Source organism: Legionella wadsworthii DSM 21896 = ATCC 33877 (assembly GCF_000701265.1).
Lineage (GTDB): Bacteria > Pseudomonadota > Gammaproteobacteria > Legionellales > Legionellaceae > Legionella > Legionella wadsworthii.
This window is the reverse complement of the sequence record NZ_JNIA01000024.1, coordinates 1-15,783: the sequence shown is the minus strand read 5'-3', so window position 1 is coordinate 15,783 and position 15,783 is coordinate 1. Positions and strand designations below refer to the sequence as shown.

The window sequence follows — 15,783 nt, the reverse complement described above, 5'->3', positions numbered from 1 at the left end:
ATGGCTGAAGTCATTATATACAGTACTGGTTATTGTCCCTACTGCTTTCAGGCCAAAGCGCTATTAGAACAAAAGAACACCCCATTTACGGAAATTCGTATTGATTTACAACCCGAATTACGCGATGAAATGATCTCAAAAAGCGGCAGACGGACCGTACCGCAAATTTTCATTAATGGCCAACACATCGGCGGCTGCGATGATTTATATGCCCTGGATGATCAGGGAAAACTCGATCAATTACTAAGAGGATAAAAAAATAATGAACGAACAAACCAACCAGAATCAAGCAAATCCAAATGAAACCCAATTCATGATTCAAAGAATTTATACTAAAGATTTATCTTTTGAAACCCCCAATACACCAGCAGTTTTTCAACAACAATGGGAACCTGAGCTGAATCTTGAACTGAATACTGTTCATAACAAGCTCGAAGAAAACGTTTATGAAGTGGTATTAACTGTTACAGCAACTGTTACCAATAAAAAAGCAACTGCTTTTCTGGTTGAAGTCAAACAAGCGGGTATTTTCACCATTCAAGGCGCTCCAACAAATCAGCTCGATCATTTATTAAATAGTTTCTGTCCCAACATTCTATTTCCTTATGCACGTGAAGCAATTACTTCTCAAGTAATTCGTGGAAGCTTCCCTCAGTTGGTATTGGCGCCTATCAATTTTGATGCATTGTATATGCAACAGATGGCGGAAAAACAAAAAGAAACCCAAGCTTAAAATGCACGCAACCTGGGCGAAGTCGAGCCCAGGTTCTATATGGATTTATCCAGCAAAGAGATTTTCCGGTTTAAGAGCATAAAATGAATAAAAAAAAGATTGCTATATTGGGTGCTGGTTCTTGGGGTACTGCCGTTGCAATACATTTAGCCCAGGCAGGACATCATGTTTTATTATGGGGCCATGACCCTCAGCATGTTGCATTGATGTCAGAAAAAAAATCGAACCCCCGCTTTTTACCTGATGTCCCTTTTCCTAAAACCTTGGAACCCTTCGCAGATTTTGATCAATGCCTTAATATAGCCCATTACATCATTATTGCTGTTCCTTCCCATGCTTTTGCGGAGATTATTGCAAAAATAAAATCACCCCCACAAGGTCTTACCTGGTTAACGAAAGGAGTTGACCCGCAAAGTCATCAATTATTAAGTCATATCGTAAGCCGAATTTTTGGAGCGGATTTCCCCCAGGCTATTATTTCTGGTCCTTCATTTGCCAAAGAAGTCGCGCAATTCTTACCTACAGCCGTTACATTAGCGTCCAATGACGCTCAGTATCAAAAAGAAATTCGTGAGTTGCTGCATCATAATAATCTTCGCGTGTATTTAAGCGATGATCTGGTGGGCGTACAGATTTGTGGCGCAATTAAAAATGTTTTAGCAATTGGCTGTGGCATTAGCGATGGCTTAGGCTATGGAGCCAATGCCAAAGCAGCATTAATCACCCGCGGATTAGCCGAAATGGAGCGACTTGGCCTTGCTTTAGGAGCACGTGCCGAGACTTTCCTTGGCTTGGCAGGGGTTGGAGATTTGGTGTTAACCTGCACGGATGATCAATCACGAAATCGCCGATTTGGACTGTTATTAGGAAAAAATTTTGGTATCGTTGAGGCTGAAAAACAAATTGGCCAAGTGGTGGAGGGAAAATACAATGCAGCACAAGTTTGCCTTATCGCCAAAAAGTATGAAGTGGAAATGCCCATTTGTGAACAAATTAATGCACTTCTGCAAGGGAAAATAAATGCTCAAGAGGTTGTCCAGAACCTTATGAAACGTCCGCCCAGAGAAAATTAGCATTATTTTAGTGCAACATTGGAGTAAAGAACTTGAGGATCTGTTCAGGCTGTCTCCAACTCCATTACGCGTATATTTCTCGAAATAAGCGGCATCATATCCCCGTGACAGATTTGAACAAAACACTTATATTGTCGCATGAGAGGGGTTGGGAGAGGACGCTGCTCGTAATTTAACAAGGTTGGAGCCTAACTTAAAATCCTATTTATTCAGTTAAGACTTAACATCCACAAGCTCAATATGGTCTAACGCTATCCGCTCTCCCAAAAATATCTCGCCCACAATTTGAAAACGTTTGATGGAGTCGGTCGCCAAATAACTCACAGCACGACGCACAGAGGGATCGTCATTTAAAAGATTCCGCTTTTCGAGCAATTGGTTGAGCGCCTGAGCGGTAGCATGAGCTGAGTCGACAACGGTGACCCCTTTGGGTAATAAATCATTTAATAAAGGTTTAAACACAGGAAAATGGGTACATCCCAGCAGAACCGTATCTTCGTTGGTAAACCCATCCAGGTAATGTTTTAAAGCCTCGCGAGCTACCTGGTTATTGACCATTCCCTCTTCTGCAAGTGCGACTAATACACTACAAGCACGGGTATTAATCACAGCTTGAGGCAAATGTTTGGTAATGAGTTGTTGATAGGCATTGGAAGCAATGGTTGTTTCTGTGGCTAAAACCATAATCCGCTTGTTTTCAGTAGCGGCAACAGCCGCCGCAGCACCAGGAGCCACCACACCCAGAACCGGCATATGCGGTAACATGTCCTGTAAAAAGGGCAAGGCTGCAGTTGTCGCGGTATTACAGGCAATCACTAAAGCCTTGATCCGCCGCTCCACCAGCAATTTTGCCATTTGCATGGCATATTGTTTCACCGTATCCGGGCTTTTAGTTCCATAAGGAAGACGCGCCGTATCCCCTAAATAAATAAATGATTCCTGGGGCAAACCCTCTCGCAACGCACGTAAAACAGTCAAGCCGCCCATCCCTGAGTCAAATACACCAATTGCCAATTGGTTTGAATTCAATTGTCAGTCCCCTCTTGTTGTTATTCTTATTTAACTTGTAACCTGGCAACTTCCGGAGTAACCCCTTCTTTTTTCTTCAAATCTTCAGCCTTCACTTTGAGCTCATTTCTAAGCCCGGACATATCGTCTTTCATGGTTTTTTGTATTGAAGTATCTACCTCTTTGGTTTTCTTGGCATCTTTTTCTTTATTATCGAGACGCGTTTTTAAATTTTCAACATGAGTTTTAACCGCATTCTTATAATTTGAATGCTCAAAAACAGTGGCATGCACAGAACCCTTTGCCCATCCTTTGTCCGTCCCAATGAGGGCTCTTTTATCTCGTTCTTTTTCAGGCTCAAACGTAGCATCTCCGGTGATTGCAATCGCTTTATGAGAAAATTTCATCTTGGGATTTTGTTCGCCAAGATGGACTAAAGCAGTCCATAAGAATTTGAGTTCTTCCTCTTTCCCATAAACACCTTCAATGACCAAAGGATTAGCTTCGGTTGGAGGTTTTTTCAGATTTGCAAGTATTTGCACTGCCATTCTCATGGAAAAATCCACCTGTTCCTTAACAATTTCCGTAGTGGGTTGTTGACCTTGTGGCGGCATGGGAAATTCTACGACTTCATATCTTCCAGGCGCAGATTTCGTGACATCACTTCCTTTTATAGTGCCAACATTACCCCCTGGAGGGGATGGATCGTAAGTGAAACGGCTGTGAATATTAACCGTACTTCGACCCACATTAACCGTTGCGGAATGATCAAAACAAATCACTTCATCGGCTTCTGGCTTCCCTACAGCTTTAAAAAGTGTTTGGTCAGGCGCCCCTCCGGAAACTGCGGTACGGGGTGCAGCAACTGAGGGCTTATAAAGTTCCGATACCCCACCTGAGGATGGAATACTCATCTGCAGCGCTTTATCGCGCTTCTGAATAAAGATTGTGGCTTTTTTATCGGTATATAATTCTTTCTCAGAATTATCAGAAGCTTTGTTAATTGCAGGTAATATATCATTAGAAATTTTATTATATATTCCTTTATATTGGGCTAAACGAGAATTTATTCTACCAAGTCGAACATTGATATCTGAAATCAATTGTTTGGCTTCTAGAATTACCTGAGCCCGTGCAGCCACTTCTTGGTCTGAACGGGGGGGGTTGGTCAATGCGACAGGTTCAATAGGCTTCAGCGAATTAAGCGTTTTTTGAGCTTGTTCCAAATAGGAAATAGCATTCAAGCATTCCTCTTGAGCTGACTTATAAGTGTTTTTAAGAGCTGCAAGTTCATTGCTGGTTTTGCCTTTAAAATTGGGAAAATCTATGTTCGCAACCACTTTTAATTTTTCACGACGATCCCATAGAGCAAGACTTTTTGCATTGATATCAGTAAGCACATCTCGAGCTTCCTTGTGTTGTGCTTGTATTTTAGGATTATCAGCAGGATTATCGCTATTAGCAAGCCTGTCTTTATAATCTTTTCTTAAACGATTAAATTCATCAGAGGGGATATCTTGGCGAATTTTGTCTTGAATTGCTGGGGTGAAATTAACAGCATCAAGAGTCTGTCCTTTCTGCAGAAATGTTTCTAAATCTGGACTTTCGTAAAAAGCTTCTTCTAAATCATCAAAATCAGTATCAAACGGTCCAGCTTTTTCTACACGCAGCATGAGTCCAAGAAAGTTTCGAGTGTCCATTCTGGCTGCATTATCTTTTATGGGATCTAGGACATCTAATAAAGGTTTGTTACGAACATGTTGATCTTTGATTGCAGTAGCAATGGGGCCTGTAAAGGTATTAGCATTCACATCATAACCAAATTTAGCAAAAAAGTCCCTTTTATTAGTTCCAGTATCTGCTATTCCTGATTCTCTAAAAATAACATTTAGAACTACTTCAAAATCCCGGGGAGCAGTTGTGAAATCAGCGACATCTTTTTTAGATAATAAACTGCGATTAATTGCATCAATTTGGTCAGGTCGGTGTATGTTGGTCGTTACTCCCGCCAAAACCTTTGCAATTACTGGGTTTTGTATTTGTTTTAAAATCTTATTATTTTCGTTTTCTGCTTTTAAGGCGGTAAAATCAAGGACTTGTCCTTTTGCATCTTTACTTCCTAGATAACTCTTAAGTACGTCATCATCTTGAGTACTCATAAGAAAATTTACGTGTGGAAGATTTTTCAGAAGATCGACTTGTTTTGCATCAGGTAAGTTGCTATATAAATCAATTAATTTACTATGCGCTCCTTGTCCTAAACGAGATATTTGCTCCACCCTTAATTTAAATAACTGAATGCGAGCAGCCCGTTTTATCTCAGTCATATCCTCAGCTTGAAGGCACTCTAAATGAGCACGGGAAACACCATTACCTATTTTGGTAGATAATTCAGAGCGAATATCCTGGATACTCGTTTCGGGTGTAGCAAGCTTTTGAAGCAGTGTTTCATTAGCAAGTTCAGCAGGCAATTGCTTGACATAGCTTTTAATTAACGCGGCCTTAAATTTATTATTTTGCGCTGGATTATTTACTACTGCCCTATCAAGGATTTCAGCTCTATCAAAACCAAAATTATCGCGTAAGGAGTCATGAATTGTGCCGTGTCTTGTTTCTTTCAATACCCCAACCATATGTCCTATATTAAGAGGCGCCATCCTTTTTAAAGATTCTTCCACATATCTGGCACACAAACGTGCATGCATTTCTTCTGTGATATCTTTTGCAGCATCTTGAGCTTTCGCTTTATCTTGATAATCAAGAGGTGGCGCTTGAGGAGCCAATTGTACGGGAGGAGGGAGTGCTACTAACCCATCTAAAAAATTCGGTTTATCATTATGTAAGAGATCTCGCATGGCGGTACTTAAAAGTACATCCGGGTCTTGTAAGGCATCTTCAAATTTTTGTAATTCTTCTTTAAATTGCTTTAATGAAGCCTCTTTCTCAATAGATTCAATCTTTCCCTCAATCAGATCCTTTAATCCAGTTGCAGCTAAGTCATTGAATAATGCATCTGTGTGTGGCGGAATACCCAATGCTTCCAAATCAGTCTTTAATGCATTTGTATTATTTTCGTGAGTAATTACGTCTCTTAATTTCTGGAGATTTTCTACTTTTGCATCATTAATTACCTTAGTTAAATATTGAATTGCTGCCTGGCGTTTGACAACATCTATCGCATCATTCGTTAAAACACTCTTTGGATCAGCTTGCCAACCCGGAGCCGAAGCTAATTCCGGAATTTTGGTTGCCAAATATTGCCGGCATTGGTCCTTATTGTGCCTTAAAATTTGTAGAAGAATACTTTGATCCGTAATGGCACTTACAGAATATTTTGCTCGTTGTTGAGCCACGACTTGTCTGAGGCTTTCAATTGAATGATGCGCATCATCATGCTCAATATAATTATCATTAGCCGGAATATTTACATCATCCCAGCCTTCTTCCGGTACCGTCTCATCATCAACTGCTTCCCAAAATACGCGATTAGCGATTATAGCTTTTCTAAAATTTTCATCAGAATCAGCCTGAAGAAGTGCATCTAACGCCTTTTTTCGTTGGGTTGCATCGGCATCTCTTAGCTCGTCACTTAACAGGGCATTATAAAACTCTTGATTCTTCTTAGCCATAATCACAAACTCCGGAAAGCATTATGTATTTATTTTAAACTTATTTTATTAAATAAACCTTAACTTTATTAATTTAAGTACATCTTTGCTAAATACAAGCGGGGAAGATGAACTAACGTCTTTACATTAGTATAGCAAGAGTGGGTGAGAAAGTGATGAAAATCAATCTTTTTGGATTATTTTTAATATCTGAGTATCTCGTCATATTTTTCAAATTAATCTAAGTATTATATTACTTTAAATCGAAGAAGTGAGTTGTAATCCCTGATGAAATGGCTTTTCTGTTTTTTGGGCGCAATAAAAAAAGGAAAATGTACCTGGTTCTTTAGATTTGTTAGACTCTAAAGCAAGGTTGATCATCGAGTTGATTTCACCTAAAGTGGAGCTTAAGCCATATAATCCGCGGATTTGACGAATAATCCATAAGCTGCTGCGTAGTTGCCGTATGTATTTGACTCCGGCAGATTGTTCTTCAGACGAGGTGCCATTGATATCTTTTTTCAATTTTACAAGATGATTCTTGAATAAGGGATTATGCTCATTCACTTCAATAAATTTTTCAATGCAATCAAGGGCTAAATTCTTTTTCGCTTTGAGACAAAAACGATGATCTTCGCCAATATCCCTTAAAATGTCCTTAAAGTCTTGATAGCCAATATTCTCGACGATTCTATCCAAATAAGGGTTTTTAAACTGATAAGCTTTTATTTCTGCTAAAAGCTTGGATCTCTCATAATTGCCTGTAGCATAGGCTTTATTTCTCAATAAATGTTGGGCAATCAAACGGCCATTTTTCTGCACGTCATTTTCATCGCTTTCCCCTTTTTCGATAAGTTCTAGTGCCAAATCCAAGGGCGTTTTGCCTTCATCATTTTTAACATGAATGAACTCACGAAACATGCTTAAGGTTTCTTCATAGCGATATTCGCCCAGGCGTATAGCGACATGTAAGGGAGTATCTCCATTGTCAAATCCTTCCGGATCCTGGATTAAAGTTTTGTATTGATCCCAAGATGCATTGAGCTGTTGCAGGAGTTTGTCATCTTTCATGTGAGGGGGAATAATTTCATCAAACAATGCTTGTTTGTCACTTTCAGGTAACTCATAGAAGTAGTTGCGAAATTCTCCAATCGAGAATAATACTGCGCGTAATCGGGCGAGACGTGCCGTAGTGCTTTGGGCCAATAAAGCCACTTCTGCACGATTAGACGCATTATTCATATCCACGCTGTCTTCCAATGTTTTTGAAATCATTTCTTTCGGTACTAAAATATGCTTTAAAAAAGATTTCCATTTTCCTTTAATAAATTCAGGATGATTGGTTAGTCTGGAAAACGCCTGAATATCGGCAAAATTGTGATTTTCTTTCCTGTCAAACGGCTTGGAAATATAGGCAAATTTTGTAGGCCAATAGGAATTCGCGGAATGGGTTAAGGTCGCTAAAGACTCAAGATCGTCAGAGACAATGTCAAAAGCATGAGACCCATGGAACCAATGGAATGGCCTTCGGGTAAGAAAACCCATAATGCTGTCTACAAACATCAAATCATGATCGATTTTAAAGAAGACTACATGAGGCTTACCTCCACGGTCGGCTAAATAAAATCCATAGTTGCCTTTATGTAGATCATCTTCTTCCAGGCTATAGGAAGTCGCAAGGACACTTGCCAAAGATTCATAATCGATAGTTAAATGGCCATCCCGTTCCTCATCCGATAATTGTGCAAAGAAACTTTGGGGCGCTTTGTCCATAAAGTAAAAAGGTATTTCGGTGGGATTATCCGTTACAATAGGGGTCGTATGGCAACTTTTATTGATATCATTAAATTGATGAAATTTATTGGAACCCTTTTCCTTTTTTTTGATGATATAGCCAAGGTGTTCGACAGCCAAACCTAAAATATTATTTTGACTGTCGGCTATTAAATTATTGGGTGGTGTTAAATTACCCAATAAAAATAATCGAGCCAACTGGCCAAACAATACTTCGAGACGGGAAAGTTCAGGTCGGCCGTATTTATTTTTTTTATAAAAGATGCGGTACGAAGGTCTATGGTTATCGGGAGGCGTATATATGGCATTAGGATGAACTACGTGTCCAGAGGCATGTAAGGATTCTCCTGGAACAATATGTTCTTCTTTAAGGACAAGTGCGGGCATAAAAATATAAATACAAATCAAATTGCGTTAAATTTTAACACAAAGCGCAAAATAATCAATGCCCTTCGATAGTCAAGTTGTCATCTGGTGAGTCGAATCCAGCATTGCTGTTTAAACGGATCTGCAATCCAACATTATTTTTTGAATCAGCATATTTGATGGCATTCTCTTGAGAAATTGCTCCCTCCTGATAAAGTTTTAATAAAGCCTGGTCAAATGTTTGCATGCCTTGATCTGTACTGCGCTCCATAGCATCCTTAATGTCATCAATTTTACCTTTTTCAATTAAATCAGCAACATAGGGCGTATTTAAAAGGATTTCTACAGCTGCCATGCGTTGATGATTCAAGCCTGGAACAAGACGCATGGAGATAATCGCGCGTAAATTTAGAGACAGGTCCATCAGTACCTGTTTTCGTGCCTCCTCTGGGAAAAAATTAATAATGCGATCCATGGTTTGGTTTGCATTGTTCGCGTGTAAGGTGGAAATGCATAAATGTCCTGTTTCTGCATAAGAAATGGCATGTTTCATGGCGTCTCGTTCTCGAATTTCCCCAATCAGTATTAAGTCTGGGGCTTCACGCATGGCATTCACTAATGCATTTTCATAGCTCATGGTATCAATGCCCACCTCTCTTTGGTCGACGATGGATTTTTTATGTTGATGGACAAATTCGATTGGGTCTTCAATGGTCAATATGTGGCCACTTGAGTTCTCATTTCGGTAATCAATCATTGATGCCAATGTCGTTGATTTACCTGAGCCTGTAGCGCCTACTACTAAGACTAGTCCCCGTAACTCCATCACCACAGATTTAAGAATTTGGGGTAAATTTAATTGCTCCATAGTGGGAATTTTGCTTTTAATGTAACGCACAACCATTGAAATATCACCACGTTGGCGATACATGTTGATGCGGAAACGTCCTACCCCTGGAATGGAGAGCCCCATATTAAGCTCCCAGGTAGAATCAAATTCCTTACGCTGATCATCATTCATCAATGATAAAGCAATTTCAGACATTTGTTGGGGTTTAAGTGGCGCCTGGCCTATAGGCGCAATAACTCCTTCAATTTTGATATTGGGTGGCGCCCCGACGCTAAAAAATAAGTCAGAAGCCCCGCGATCAACCATGAGTTTAAAAAAAGGAGTTATATCCATACATCCTCCTTATTGCATTTCAATAGGTATATAGTCCATTTTAGTATAATTCATCTGTTTGTTTTTATTTTTTACTTATCCAGTCATCAACTACATTTTTTCCAACACCTCATGGAGGTATTTCACCGGCTCGATGACCATAGTTGAGTTTTGTTGTTTGGGTGCGTTCGCAAAAGGCACAATCGCTCTTTTAAATCCGTGTTTCGCGGCTTCTTTTAAACGCTCTTGTCCGCTTTGCACAGGCCTTATCTCCCCCGCAAGCCCAACCTCACCAAAAATAATGGTTTCCCTATCGAAAATCCTGTTTCGCAAGCTGGATACCACTGCGGCAAGTAACGCCAAATCAGAACCTGTTTCGGTGACCTTCACACCCCCCACAACATTAATGAAAATATCCTGATCATAGGTCGCAATTCCTCCATGCCGGTGTAAAACAGCCAGTAATATGGCCAATCGGTTGGATTCAAGCCCAACAGTAACCCTTTTGGATTGTTGCCCATGGGCTTCATCAACCAAAGCCTGTACTTCAACCAACATAGGACGGGAACCTTCCCAAGTGACCATTACCGCACTCCCTGAAGTGGGTTCTGGTTGCCTTGATAAAAAAATTGCCGAAGGATTTGCTACTTCCTTTAACCCTTTATCTGTCATGGCAAATACACCCAACTCATTTACCGCGCCAAAACGGTTTTTAATGGCGCGAATGACTCGGAAACGACTGTCGCTTTGGCCTTCAAAATATAAAACGCTATCCACCATATGTTCTAAAACCCGGGGACCTGCCAGGGCGCCCTCTTTTGTGACATGGCCTACCAGAAATACTGCGGTCTGGGTGAGTTTGGCGAAACGAACCAATTGAGCTGCCGATTCACGCACTTGACTTACGCCCCCTGGCGCTGAACTGATGGTTTCTGTAAATATGGTTTGAATGGAGTCAATAACAATCACTTTCGGATTTTCTTTTTGCGCCTGCGCAATGATTGCTTCTACCTGCGTTTCTGCCAAAAGCCTTAAACCTGCCAAGGGCAAATCCAGGCGTTTTGCCCGCATTGCAACCTGTTGCAGAGACTCCTCCCCTGTCACATATAGGACAGTTTCTTGCATGGAGAGATTGGCCAAAGTTTGTACTAACAACGTGGATTTGCCAATTCCCGGATCGCCGCCAATTAAAACAACCGAGCCATAAACCAATCCACCCCCAAGCACTCGATTGAGCTCCGAAAAACCACAATCCATACGCAGTTCTTTATCCATGACTACATCTTCAACCGCGGTAATCACAGAACGTTGATTGACCCATGAGCCACTGCGCGAGTTCCGATTTACTGGCATGCCTTCTTCCGCAATCGAATTCCAAGCGCCACATTGCGTGCATTGTCCAGCCCATTGCTTTGATATTGCGGCACATTGGCTACAGACATATTGGGTTTTCGTTTTCATGATCTATTCCCTCAATTCAGTTGCCGTTAATATACACGATTTATTTTATCGAAGCATGAGCGGATCGACTGAAGACAAATTTCAATACCACTTCATTTTATTAAAATTAATCGACTTACATTGAATCCTGATTACAACACAGTATAATCAGACATTTTGCACAAGCAGGACAAAATCAATGAGCCAAGAGATGCATTTTGAACAATCCATTTCGGAGTTAGAAGATATTGTCAGACAACTGGAAAAAGGGGAGCTTACTCTGGAAGATTCCCTGAAACAATTTGAAAAAGGAATCAGCCTGGCCAGAAAATGTCAGGATGTATTACAAAAGGCTGAACAAAAAATTGAAACATTGACCTCTGGTGAACCCTGCTCGGATGAACAACTCAGTGATAAATAATTACATACAACGGCATGAAGAGTTTCTTAATCAAATAATTATTCACTCTTCTATACCCGCAAAAACGATATCCTCTGCAATTAATTATGCGCTATTTCCTGGTGGAAAAAGAATAAGACCCATCCTTGTGTATCTCACAGGGGATTTGCTTGATATTGATTTAAAAATATTAGATGTTATTGCAGCTGCGATTGAATTGACACATTGCTATTCCTTAATCCATGACGATCTCCCTGCAATGGATAATGACGATTTACGTCGGGGTAAGCCGAGTTGCCATAAAGCTTTCGATGAGGCAACAGCCATTTTAGCAGGAGATGGCATGCAAGCTTTAGCGATTGAAGTGTTATTAACTCACTTGACCCCTTTGCTGCAACCCCAACAGATTATGGCCATTACTCTAGAGCTTGTGCGAGCCAGCGGCATTAGTGGGATGGTAAGCGGGCAAAGTCTTGATTTATCGGAATTAGCAAAAGAATCTACTGGCGAAATGCAATTAAGAGAAATTCATTACCTCAAAACCGGACGACTTATTTTAGCTTGCATTGAAATGGTACTTAAGGCCCACTCAGGTGCTGAGAAATACAGCAATGCCCTACGAACTTATGCAAATCATTTAGGCCTTGTTTTTCAAATGCAAGATGATTATCTCGACCGCTATGCCCCGCCCGAAGTATTAGGTAAAAATCGCTCTTCTGATCTCATGAATCAAAAAACTACTTTTGCCACCTTGTTTTCTCAAAAAGAACTGGAAGCTCAAATCAGTGAGAATTATCAAATCGCCCTAGATTCACTGCAACTATTTGAACAAAAGGCGCTACATTTAATTGAATTAACGAAAAAATTAGAGGATCGCAGTAAACTGGGATAATTGTAAATTCGCCAGGGTTTTACTTGGTCAAATTCTCGATTTATTGAAACACATCAATATGATCTAAACGGAGTCAATCTAATGTCTCTTGCTATCATGTGGTTTCGCCAAGACTTGCGTTGTTTGGATAATCCTGCTTTATCTGCAGCTTGTGAAGCACATGAATCCATTATACCTCTTTATATCTTGCAAAATCCGAATGAGTCTATCGGAGGAGCCCAGGTTTGGTGGCTGCATCATAGCTTGTCCTGCTTGCAAAAAGAACTAGGGATTCACTCTTTAAATCTGAACTTAAAAAGAGGAAATCCGTATCAAATTTTAAAAGAACTCACCGAAGAATACCCAGTTACCGGAGTTTATTGGAATCGATGTTATGAACCGGCAAGTATAGAAAGAGATCAGCACATAAAAAAAGAGTTGCGTGCATTAGGTATCACGGTTAACTCGTTCAATGGCAGTTTATTCAATGAACCATGGACCATTAAAAATAAGAGTGGAAATCCTTTTAGGGTATTTACCCCCTATTGGAAACACAGCTTAAATCAAATAAAGATTCCAGAGCCTTTTATAATTAAAAATTGGCCAAAGAATTTTCCCATTCACTCTGAAAATTTAATGGATTGGTATCTCTTACCTAAAAAACCAAATTGGGCTAAAAACTTTGACCAATTTTGGCAGCCTGGTGAACAAGGAGCTATTAAAAAATTGGAGCAGTTTGTTCAGCAGCCTATTCAAAATTATCAACAATATCGAGATTTTCCCACTAAAGCCGCGACTTCTCGGTTATCCCCTCATCTCCATTTCGGAGAAATCAGCCCCTGGCAAATAGCGCGCGCCATCGAACAAGTTCAAGTACAACCAGACAGTAATTTGGCATCCACCCAATGTTTTCTTACAGAACTTGGGTGGAGAGAGTTCTCTTATTACCAACTGTTCCACTTCCCTGATTTACCCTTTAAAAATTTAAAACAGGAATTTGATCTCTTTTCTTGGCAAACAGACAATAAAAACCTTAGGCTCTGGCAACAAGGTTTGACAGGGTTCCCCATAGTAGATGCTGGAATGCGTGAATTATGGCATACAGGCTACATGCACAATAGAGTGCGAATGATTGTCGCTTCCTTTCTAGTGAAAGATCTGTTCATTGATTGGCGAGAAGGAGCTAAATGGTTTTGGTACACGCTTTTAGATGCAGATTTAGCAAATAATTCTGCCAGTTGGCAATGGATAGCGGGATCCGGATTTGACGCATCGCCATACTTTCGTATTTTTAATCCCGTCATCCAGGGAGAAAAGTTTGATCCCAAAGGGGAGTATATTAAAACCTGGATACCAGAATTAAAGAAGCTGCCTGAGAAATGGATTCATAAACCATGGGAAGCCCCTCTCAATGTATTACCTGTCAAGTTGGGGATAGATTACCCCCGTCCCTTAGTCAATCACAATGAAGCAAAGAGGAAAGCCTTGCAATATTATGATTCGATCAAGAAATCCAAACTTCTCAATACTTAAAATTACAGCAACAAAGTTTCAGCAAGGTCATTCACTACGGTTATGACGAACAATTTGAGAAACAGGAATCATGGTATCAACCCCAAGATCTGTTTTTCTCTGTTCTCCTTTCCAGGCATGTCCATACACTACCTCATACGTCAGCGGATATTTCCCCTGATCGGTTTGCAGCATTGCATAATTTTGTTCAAATTTATTCCAACTGCCCTTTCCGGTGAGACCCTGGTTTCTCTGCGGATTGATATTCTTAACTCCTTGCGCTTTAAGGGCCAGCAGTAATTTGGATAAGGATTCATAATGCACTGCTAAGAGTTCCATATCCATGACAGGTTCCAAAAAACGCTCGGACATCAAAGAATCGCCAACATCATGCATGTCAGCAAACTCATTGACATGGGCATAAGGATTTACTCCAGACCAAGCCTGCTTCAACTCTTTAAAAGTATCAGGACCTAATGTAGTAAACATGAAGCAACCATTTGGTTTCATCACCCGATTCAATTCGCGAAAAATCGTCTTCAAAGATCCGCCCCAATGGATCACTTGATTGGCAAAAACCAAATCAAATACCCCAGTAGCAAAAGGCAGATGCCGCATATCGGCTGCTACTAATGACCATTTTCGTCGCCAGCCTTGTTTTTTTCTTGCTTCGATTAACATAAACCGAGCCAAATCCAAACCCACAACTTGCGCCTTTGGATACATCTGGGCCAACTTGTAAGAAAAAAATCCTGGACCACAGCCTAGGTCAAGAATACGTTGTGGCTTCATATTTAAATATTGTAATCGATCAAATAAACGTATCCCTATTTCTTTTTGTACTTTGGCAGCAAGTTCATATTCATTGGCATGCTCATTAAATGCCTTGCTAATTTCGTAGATAACAGCCATCATAAAACCAGGAAAAATTAAAGGAATCCAACACTCGTGCGCCAGAAAATATGGAGTTTAACACAAAGTTTAAGGTTGCACTCACTATGTGTATTATGCAATCAATTTCATGATGATAAAATGGCAGTATGTAATTCCTGCATTGAATTAATGACCCCATTAGGTGCTGCTTGTCGCTACTGTGCTTATCCTTTAGCCGATCCCCATTTTTTAGCTTGTGGTCGGTGTATTAAAAAACCGCCTTCTTTCGATCGTGCATTTATAAATTACATTTTTGAAGAGCCGCTCCGTAACCTTTTACACCAATTTAAATACCATAATGGGCTCTATCTTGGTTCTTTTTTATGTCAATTGATGCTTTTGTCTCTGCCAAATCATGAGAATCTACCCGAATGCTTGATTCCAGTTCCTATGCATCCCCAAAGGATTAAAGCCCGAGGGTTTAATCAAGCAGCAGTTTTAACCCGTTTACTTGCTAAAAAATTAAAGTTGCCTTTTGATTTAACAAAATGTCAGAAAGTTCTCAATACCAAACCGCAAGCAAGCCTCGATGGAGAACAAAGGAAAAAAAATTTACGTGAAGCTTTTAAAACTCAAAAAATGCCCTGGAAGCACGTAGCCATTATTGATGATCTCTTAACTACTGGAAGTACTGCCAATGAAATTGCTTGTACTTTAAAAAAATCCGGAGTAGCAAAAGTTGATGTATGGTGCTGTGCGCGTGCAGTAAACAAATAAATATATTGTAGTGGTCTCTGCCAATGTCCTCCCGAGAATCATCCGCGAGAGCAGAAGATTTGCCTTAACTCCCCAGACCCCGCGGACAAGCCGCGGGGCGTAGGCAACATTTTATGAGGCAAAGGGTGAATTTGTCTCTCTACGTCTCAGGGGCGTGGGCAGCAAT

General features: G+C 40.3%; 13 protein-coding genes. 7 read left to right on the top strand and 6 right to left on the bottom strand.

Going from position 1 to position 15,783, the window contains the following annotated elements; genetic code table 11:
• The 3 genes from grxC (at position 1) to BU07_RS0103725 (ending at position 1,806) form a co-directional block, all read left to right on the top strand.
• Positions 1-255, top strand: coding sequence for a glutaredoxin 3 (gene grxC, locus BU07_RS0103735; protein WP_031563769.1), 255 nt, complete (start codon positions 1-3; stop codon positions 253-255).
• 7 nt (positions 256-262) lie between these two features.
• Complete coding sequence (gene secB / locus BU07_RS0103730; protein ID WP_031563768.1) at positions 263-733, top strand: protein-export chaperone SecB; 471 nt, start codon at positions 263-265, stop codon at positions 731-733.
• Between the two features lie 83 nt (positions 734-816).
• A complete protein-coding gene (locus BU07_RS0103725; RefSeq protein ID WP_031563767.1) occupies positions 817-1,806 on the top strand; it encodes an NAD(P)H-dependent glycerol-3-phosphate dehydrogenase in 990 nt (329 codons plus the stop codon).
• Positions 1,807-2,019: 213 nt separating this feature from the next.
• Here the strand turns inward: BU07_RS0103725 and murI are convergent, their stop codons facing one another.
• The 5 genes from murI to radA all read right to left on the bottom strand — a co-directional run bounded on the left by murI (position 2,020) and on the right by radA (position 11,205).
• The gene (murI, locus tag BU07_RS0103720; protein WP_031563766.1) at positions 2,020-2,835 is read right to left on the bottom strand and encodes a glutamate racemase; all 816 of its coding nucleotides are present in this window, start codon (positions 2,833-2,835) and stop codon (positions 2,020-2,022) included.
• A 26-nt stretch (positions 2,836-2,861) separates the two neighbouring features.
• Entirely contained in the window at positions 2,862-6,443 is a 3,582-nt protein-coding gene (locus BU07_RS0103715) for a hypothetical protein (RefSeq protein WP_031563765.1), read from the bottom strand.
• A 237-nt stretch (positions 6,444-6,680) separates the two neighbouring features.
• Positions 6,681-8,603: a Dot/Icm T4SS effector AnkK/LegA5 gene (gene ankK, locus BU07_RS0103710; RefSeq protein WP_031563764.1), complete on the bottom strand. Its 1,923-nt coding sequence runs from the start codon at positions 8,601-8,603 to the stop codon at positions 6,681-6,683.
• A gap of 55 nt (positions 8,604-8,658) precedes the next feature.
• Positions 8,659-9,765 carry a PilT/PilU family type 4a pilus ATPase gene (locus BU07_RS0103705; protein ID WP_031563763.1) on the bottom strand — a complete coding sequence of 369 codons (1,107 nt, stop codon included), beginning with the start codon at positions 9,763-9,765 and terminating at the stop codon, positions 8,659-8,661.
• Between the two features lie 90 nt (positions 9,766-9,855).
• Positions 9,856-11,205, bottom strand: coding sequence for a DNA repair protein RadA (gene radA / locus BU07_RS0103700; protein ID WP_084157790.1), 1,350 nt, complete (start codon positions 11,203-11,205; stop codon positions 9,856-9,858).
• A 178-nt stretch (positions 11,206-11,383) separates the two neighbouring features.
• Here radA and BU07_RS0103695 point away from each other — a divergent pair, with 178 nt between their 5' ends.
• The 3 genes from BU07_RS0103695 (at position 11,384) to BU07_RS0103685 (ending at position 13,988) form a co-directional block, all read left to right on the top strand.
• Positions 11,384-11,605 (top strand): exodeoxyribonuclease VII small subunit, encoded by a 222-nt coding sequence (locus BU07_RS0103695; RefSeq protein ID WP_031563761.1) that lies wholly within the window; start codon positions 11,384-11,386, stop codon positions 11,603-11,605.
• Positions 11,583-12,476 carry a polyprenyl synthetase family protein gene (locus tag BU07_RS0103690; RefSeq protein ID WP_031563760.1) on the top strand — a complete coding sequence of 298 codons (894 nt, stop codon included), beginning with the start codon at positions 11,583-11,585 and terminating at the stop codon, positions 12,474-12,476. Before BU07_RS0103695 ends, BU07_RS0103690 begins: the two co-directional genes overlap by 23 nt.
• An 81-nt stretch (positions 12,477-12,557) precedes the next feature.
• Positions 12,558-13,988 (top strand): cryptochrome/photolyase family protein, encoded by a 1,431-nt coding sequence (locus tag BU07_RS0103685; protein WP_031563759.1) that lies wholly within the window; start codon positions 12,558-12,560, stop codon positions 13,986-13,988.
• 27 nt (positions 13,989-14,015) lie between these two features.
• Here BU07_RS0103685 and bioC read toward each other — a convergent pair whose 3' ends face one another.
• Positions 14,016-14,879 carry a malonyl-ACP O-methyltransferase BioC gene (gene bioC, locus BU07_RS0103680; RefSeq protein WP_031563758.1) on the bottom strand — a complete coding sequence of 288 codons (864 nt, stop codon included), beginning with the start codon at positions 14,877-14,879 and terminating at the stop codon, positions 14,016-14,018.
• A gap of 36 nt (positions 14,880-14,915) precedes the next feature.
• Between bioC and BU07_RS0103675 the strand changes: the two genes are divergently transcribed.
• Positions 14,916-15,617, top strand: coding sequence for a ComF family protein (locus BU07_RS0103675; protein WP_423202573.1), 702 nt, complete (start codon positions 14,916-14,918; stop codon positions 15,615-15,617).
• The last annotated feature ends 166 nt before the right edge of the window (positions 15,618-15,783 follow it).

Bases quoted from the DNA above. Each gene is read 5' to 3' on its own strand.
- BU07_RS0103705 (WP_031563763.1), bottom strand. From the start codon at position 9,765: ATGGATATAACTCCTTTTTTTAAACTCATGGTTGATCGCGGGGCTTCT.
- secB (WP_031563768.1), top strand. From the start codon at position 263: ATGAACGAACAAACCAACCAGAATCAAGCAAATCCAAATGAAACCCAA.
- ankK (WP_031563764.1), bottom strand. From the start codon at position 8,603: ATGCCCGCACTTGTCCTTAAAGAAGAACATATTGTTCCAGGAGAATCC.
- BU07_RS0103685 (WP_031563759.1), top strand. From the start codon at position 12,558: ATGTCTCTTGCTATCATGTGGTTTCGCCAAGACTTGCGTTGTTTGGAT.
- BU07_RS0103725 (WP_031563767.1), top strand. From the start codon at position 817: ATGAATAAAAAAAAGATTGCTATATTGGGTGCTGGTTCTTGGGGTACT.
- BU07_RS0103695 (WP_031563761.1), top strand. From the start codon at position 11,384: ATGAGCCAAGAGATGCATTTTGAACAATCCATTTCGGAGTTAGAAGAT.
- grxC (WP_031563769.1), top strand. From the start codon at position 1: ATGGCTGAAGTCATTATATACAGTACTGGTTATTGTCCCTACTGCTTT.
- BU07_RS0103690 (WP_031563760.1), top strand. From the start codon at position 11,583: ATGAACAACTCAGTGATAAATAATTACATACAACGGCATGAAGAGTTT.
- BU07_RS0103715 (WP_031563765.1), bottom strand. From the start codon at position 6,443: ATGGCTAAGAAGAATCAAGAGTTTTATAATGCCCTGTTAAGTGACGAG.
- bioC (WP_031563758.1), bottom strand. From the start codon at position 14,879: ATGGCTGTTATCTACGAAATTAGCAAGGCATTTAATGAGCATGCCAAT.
- radA (WP_084157790.1), bottom strand. From the start codon at position 11,205: ATGAAAACGAAAACCCAATATGTCTGTAGCCAATGTGCCGCAATATCA.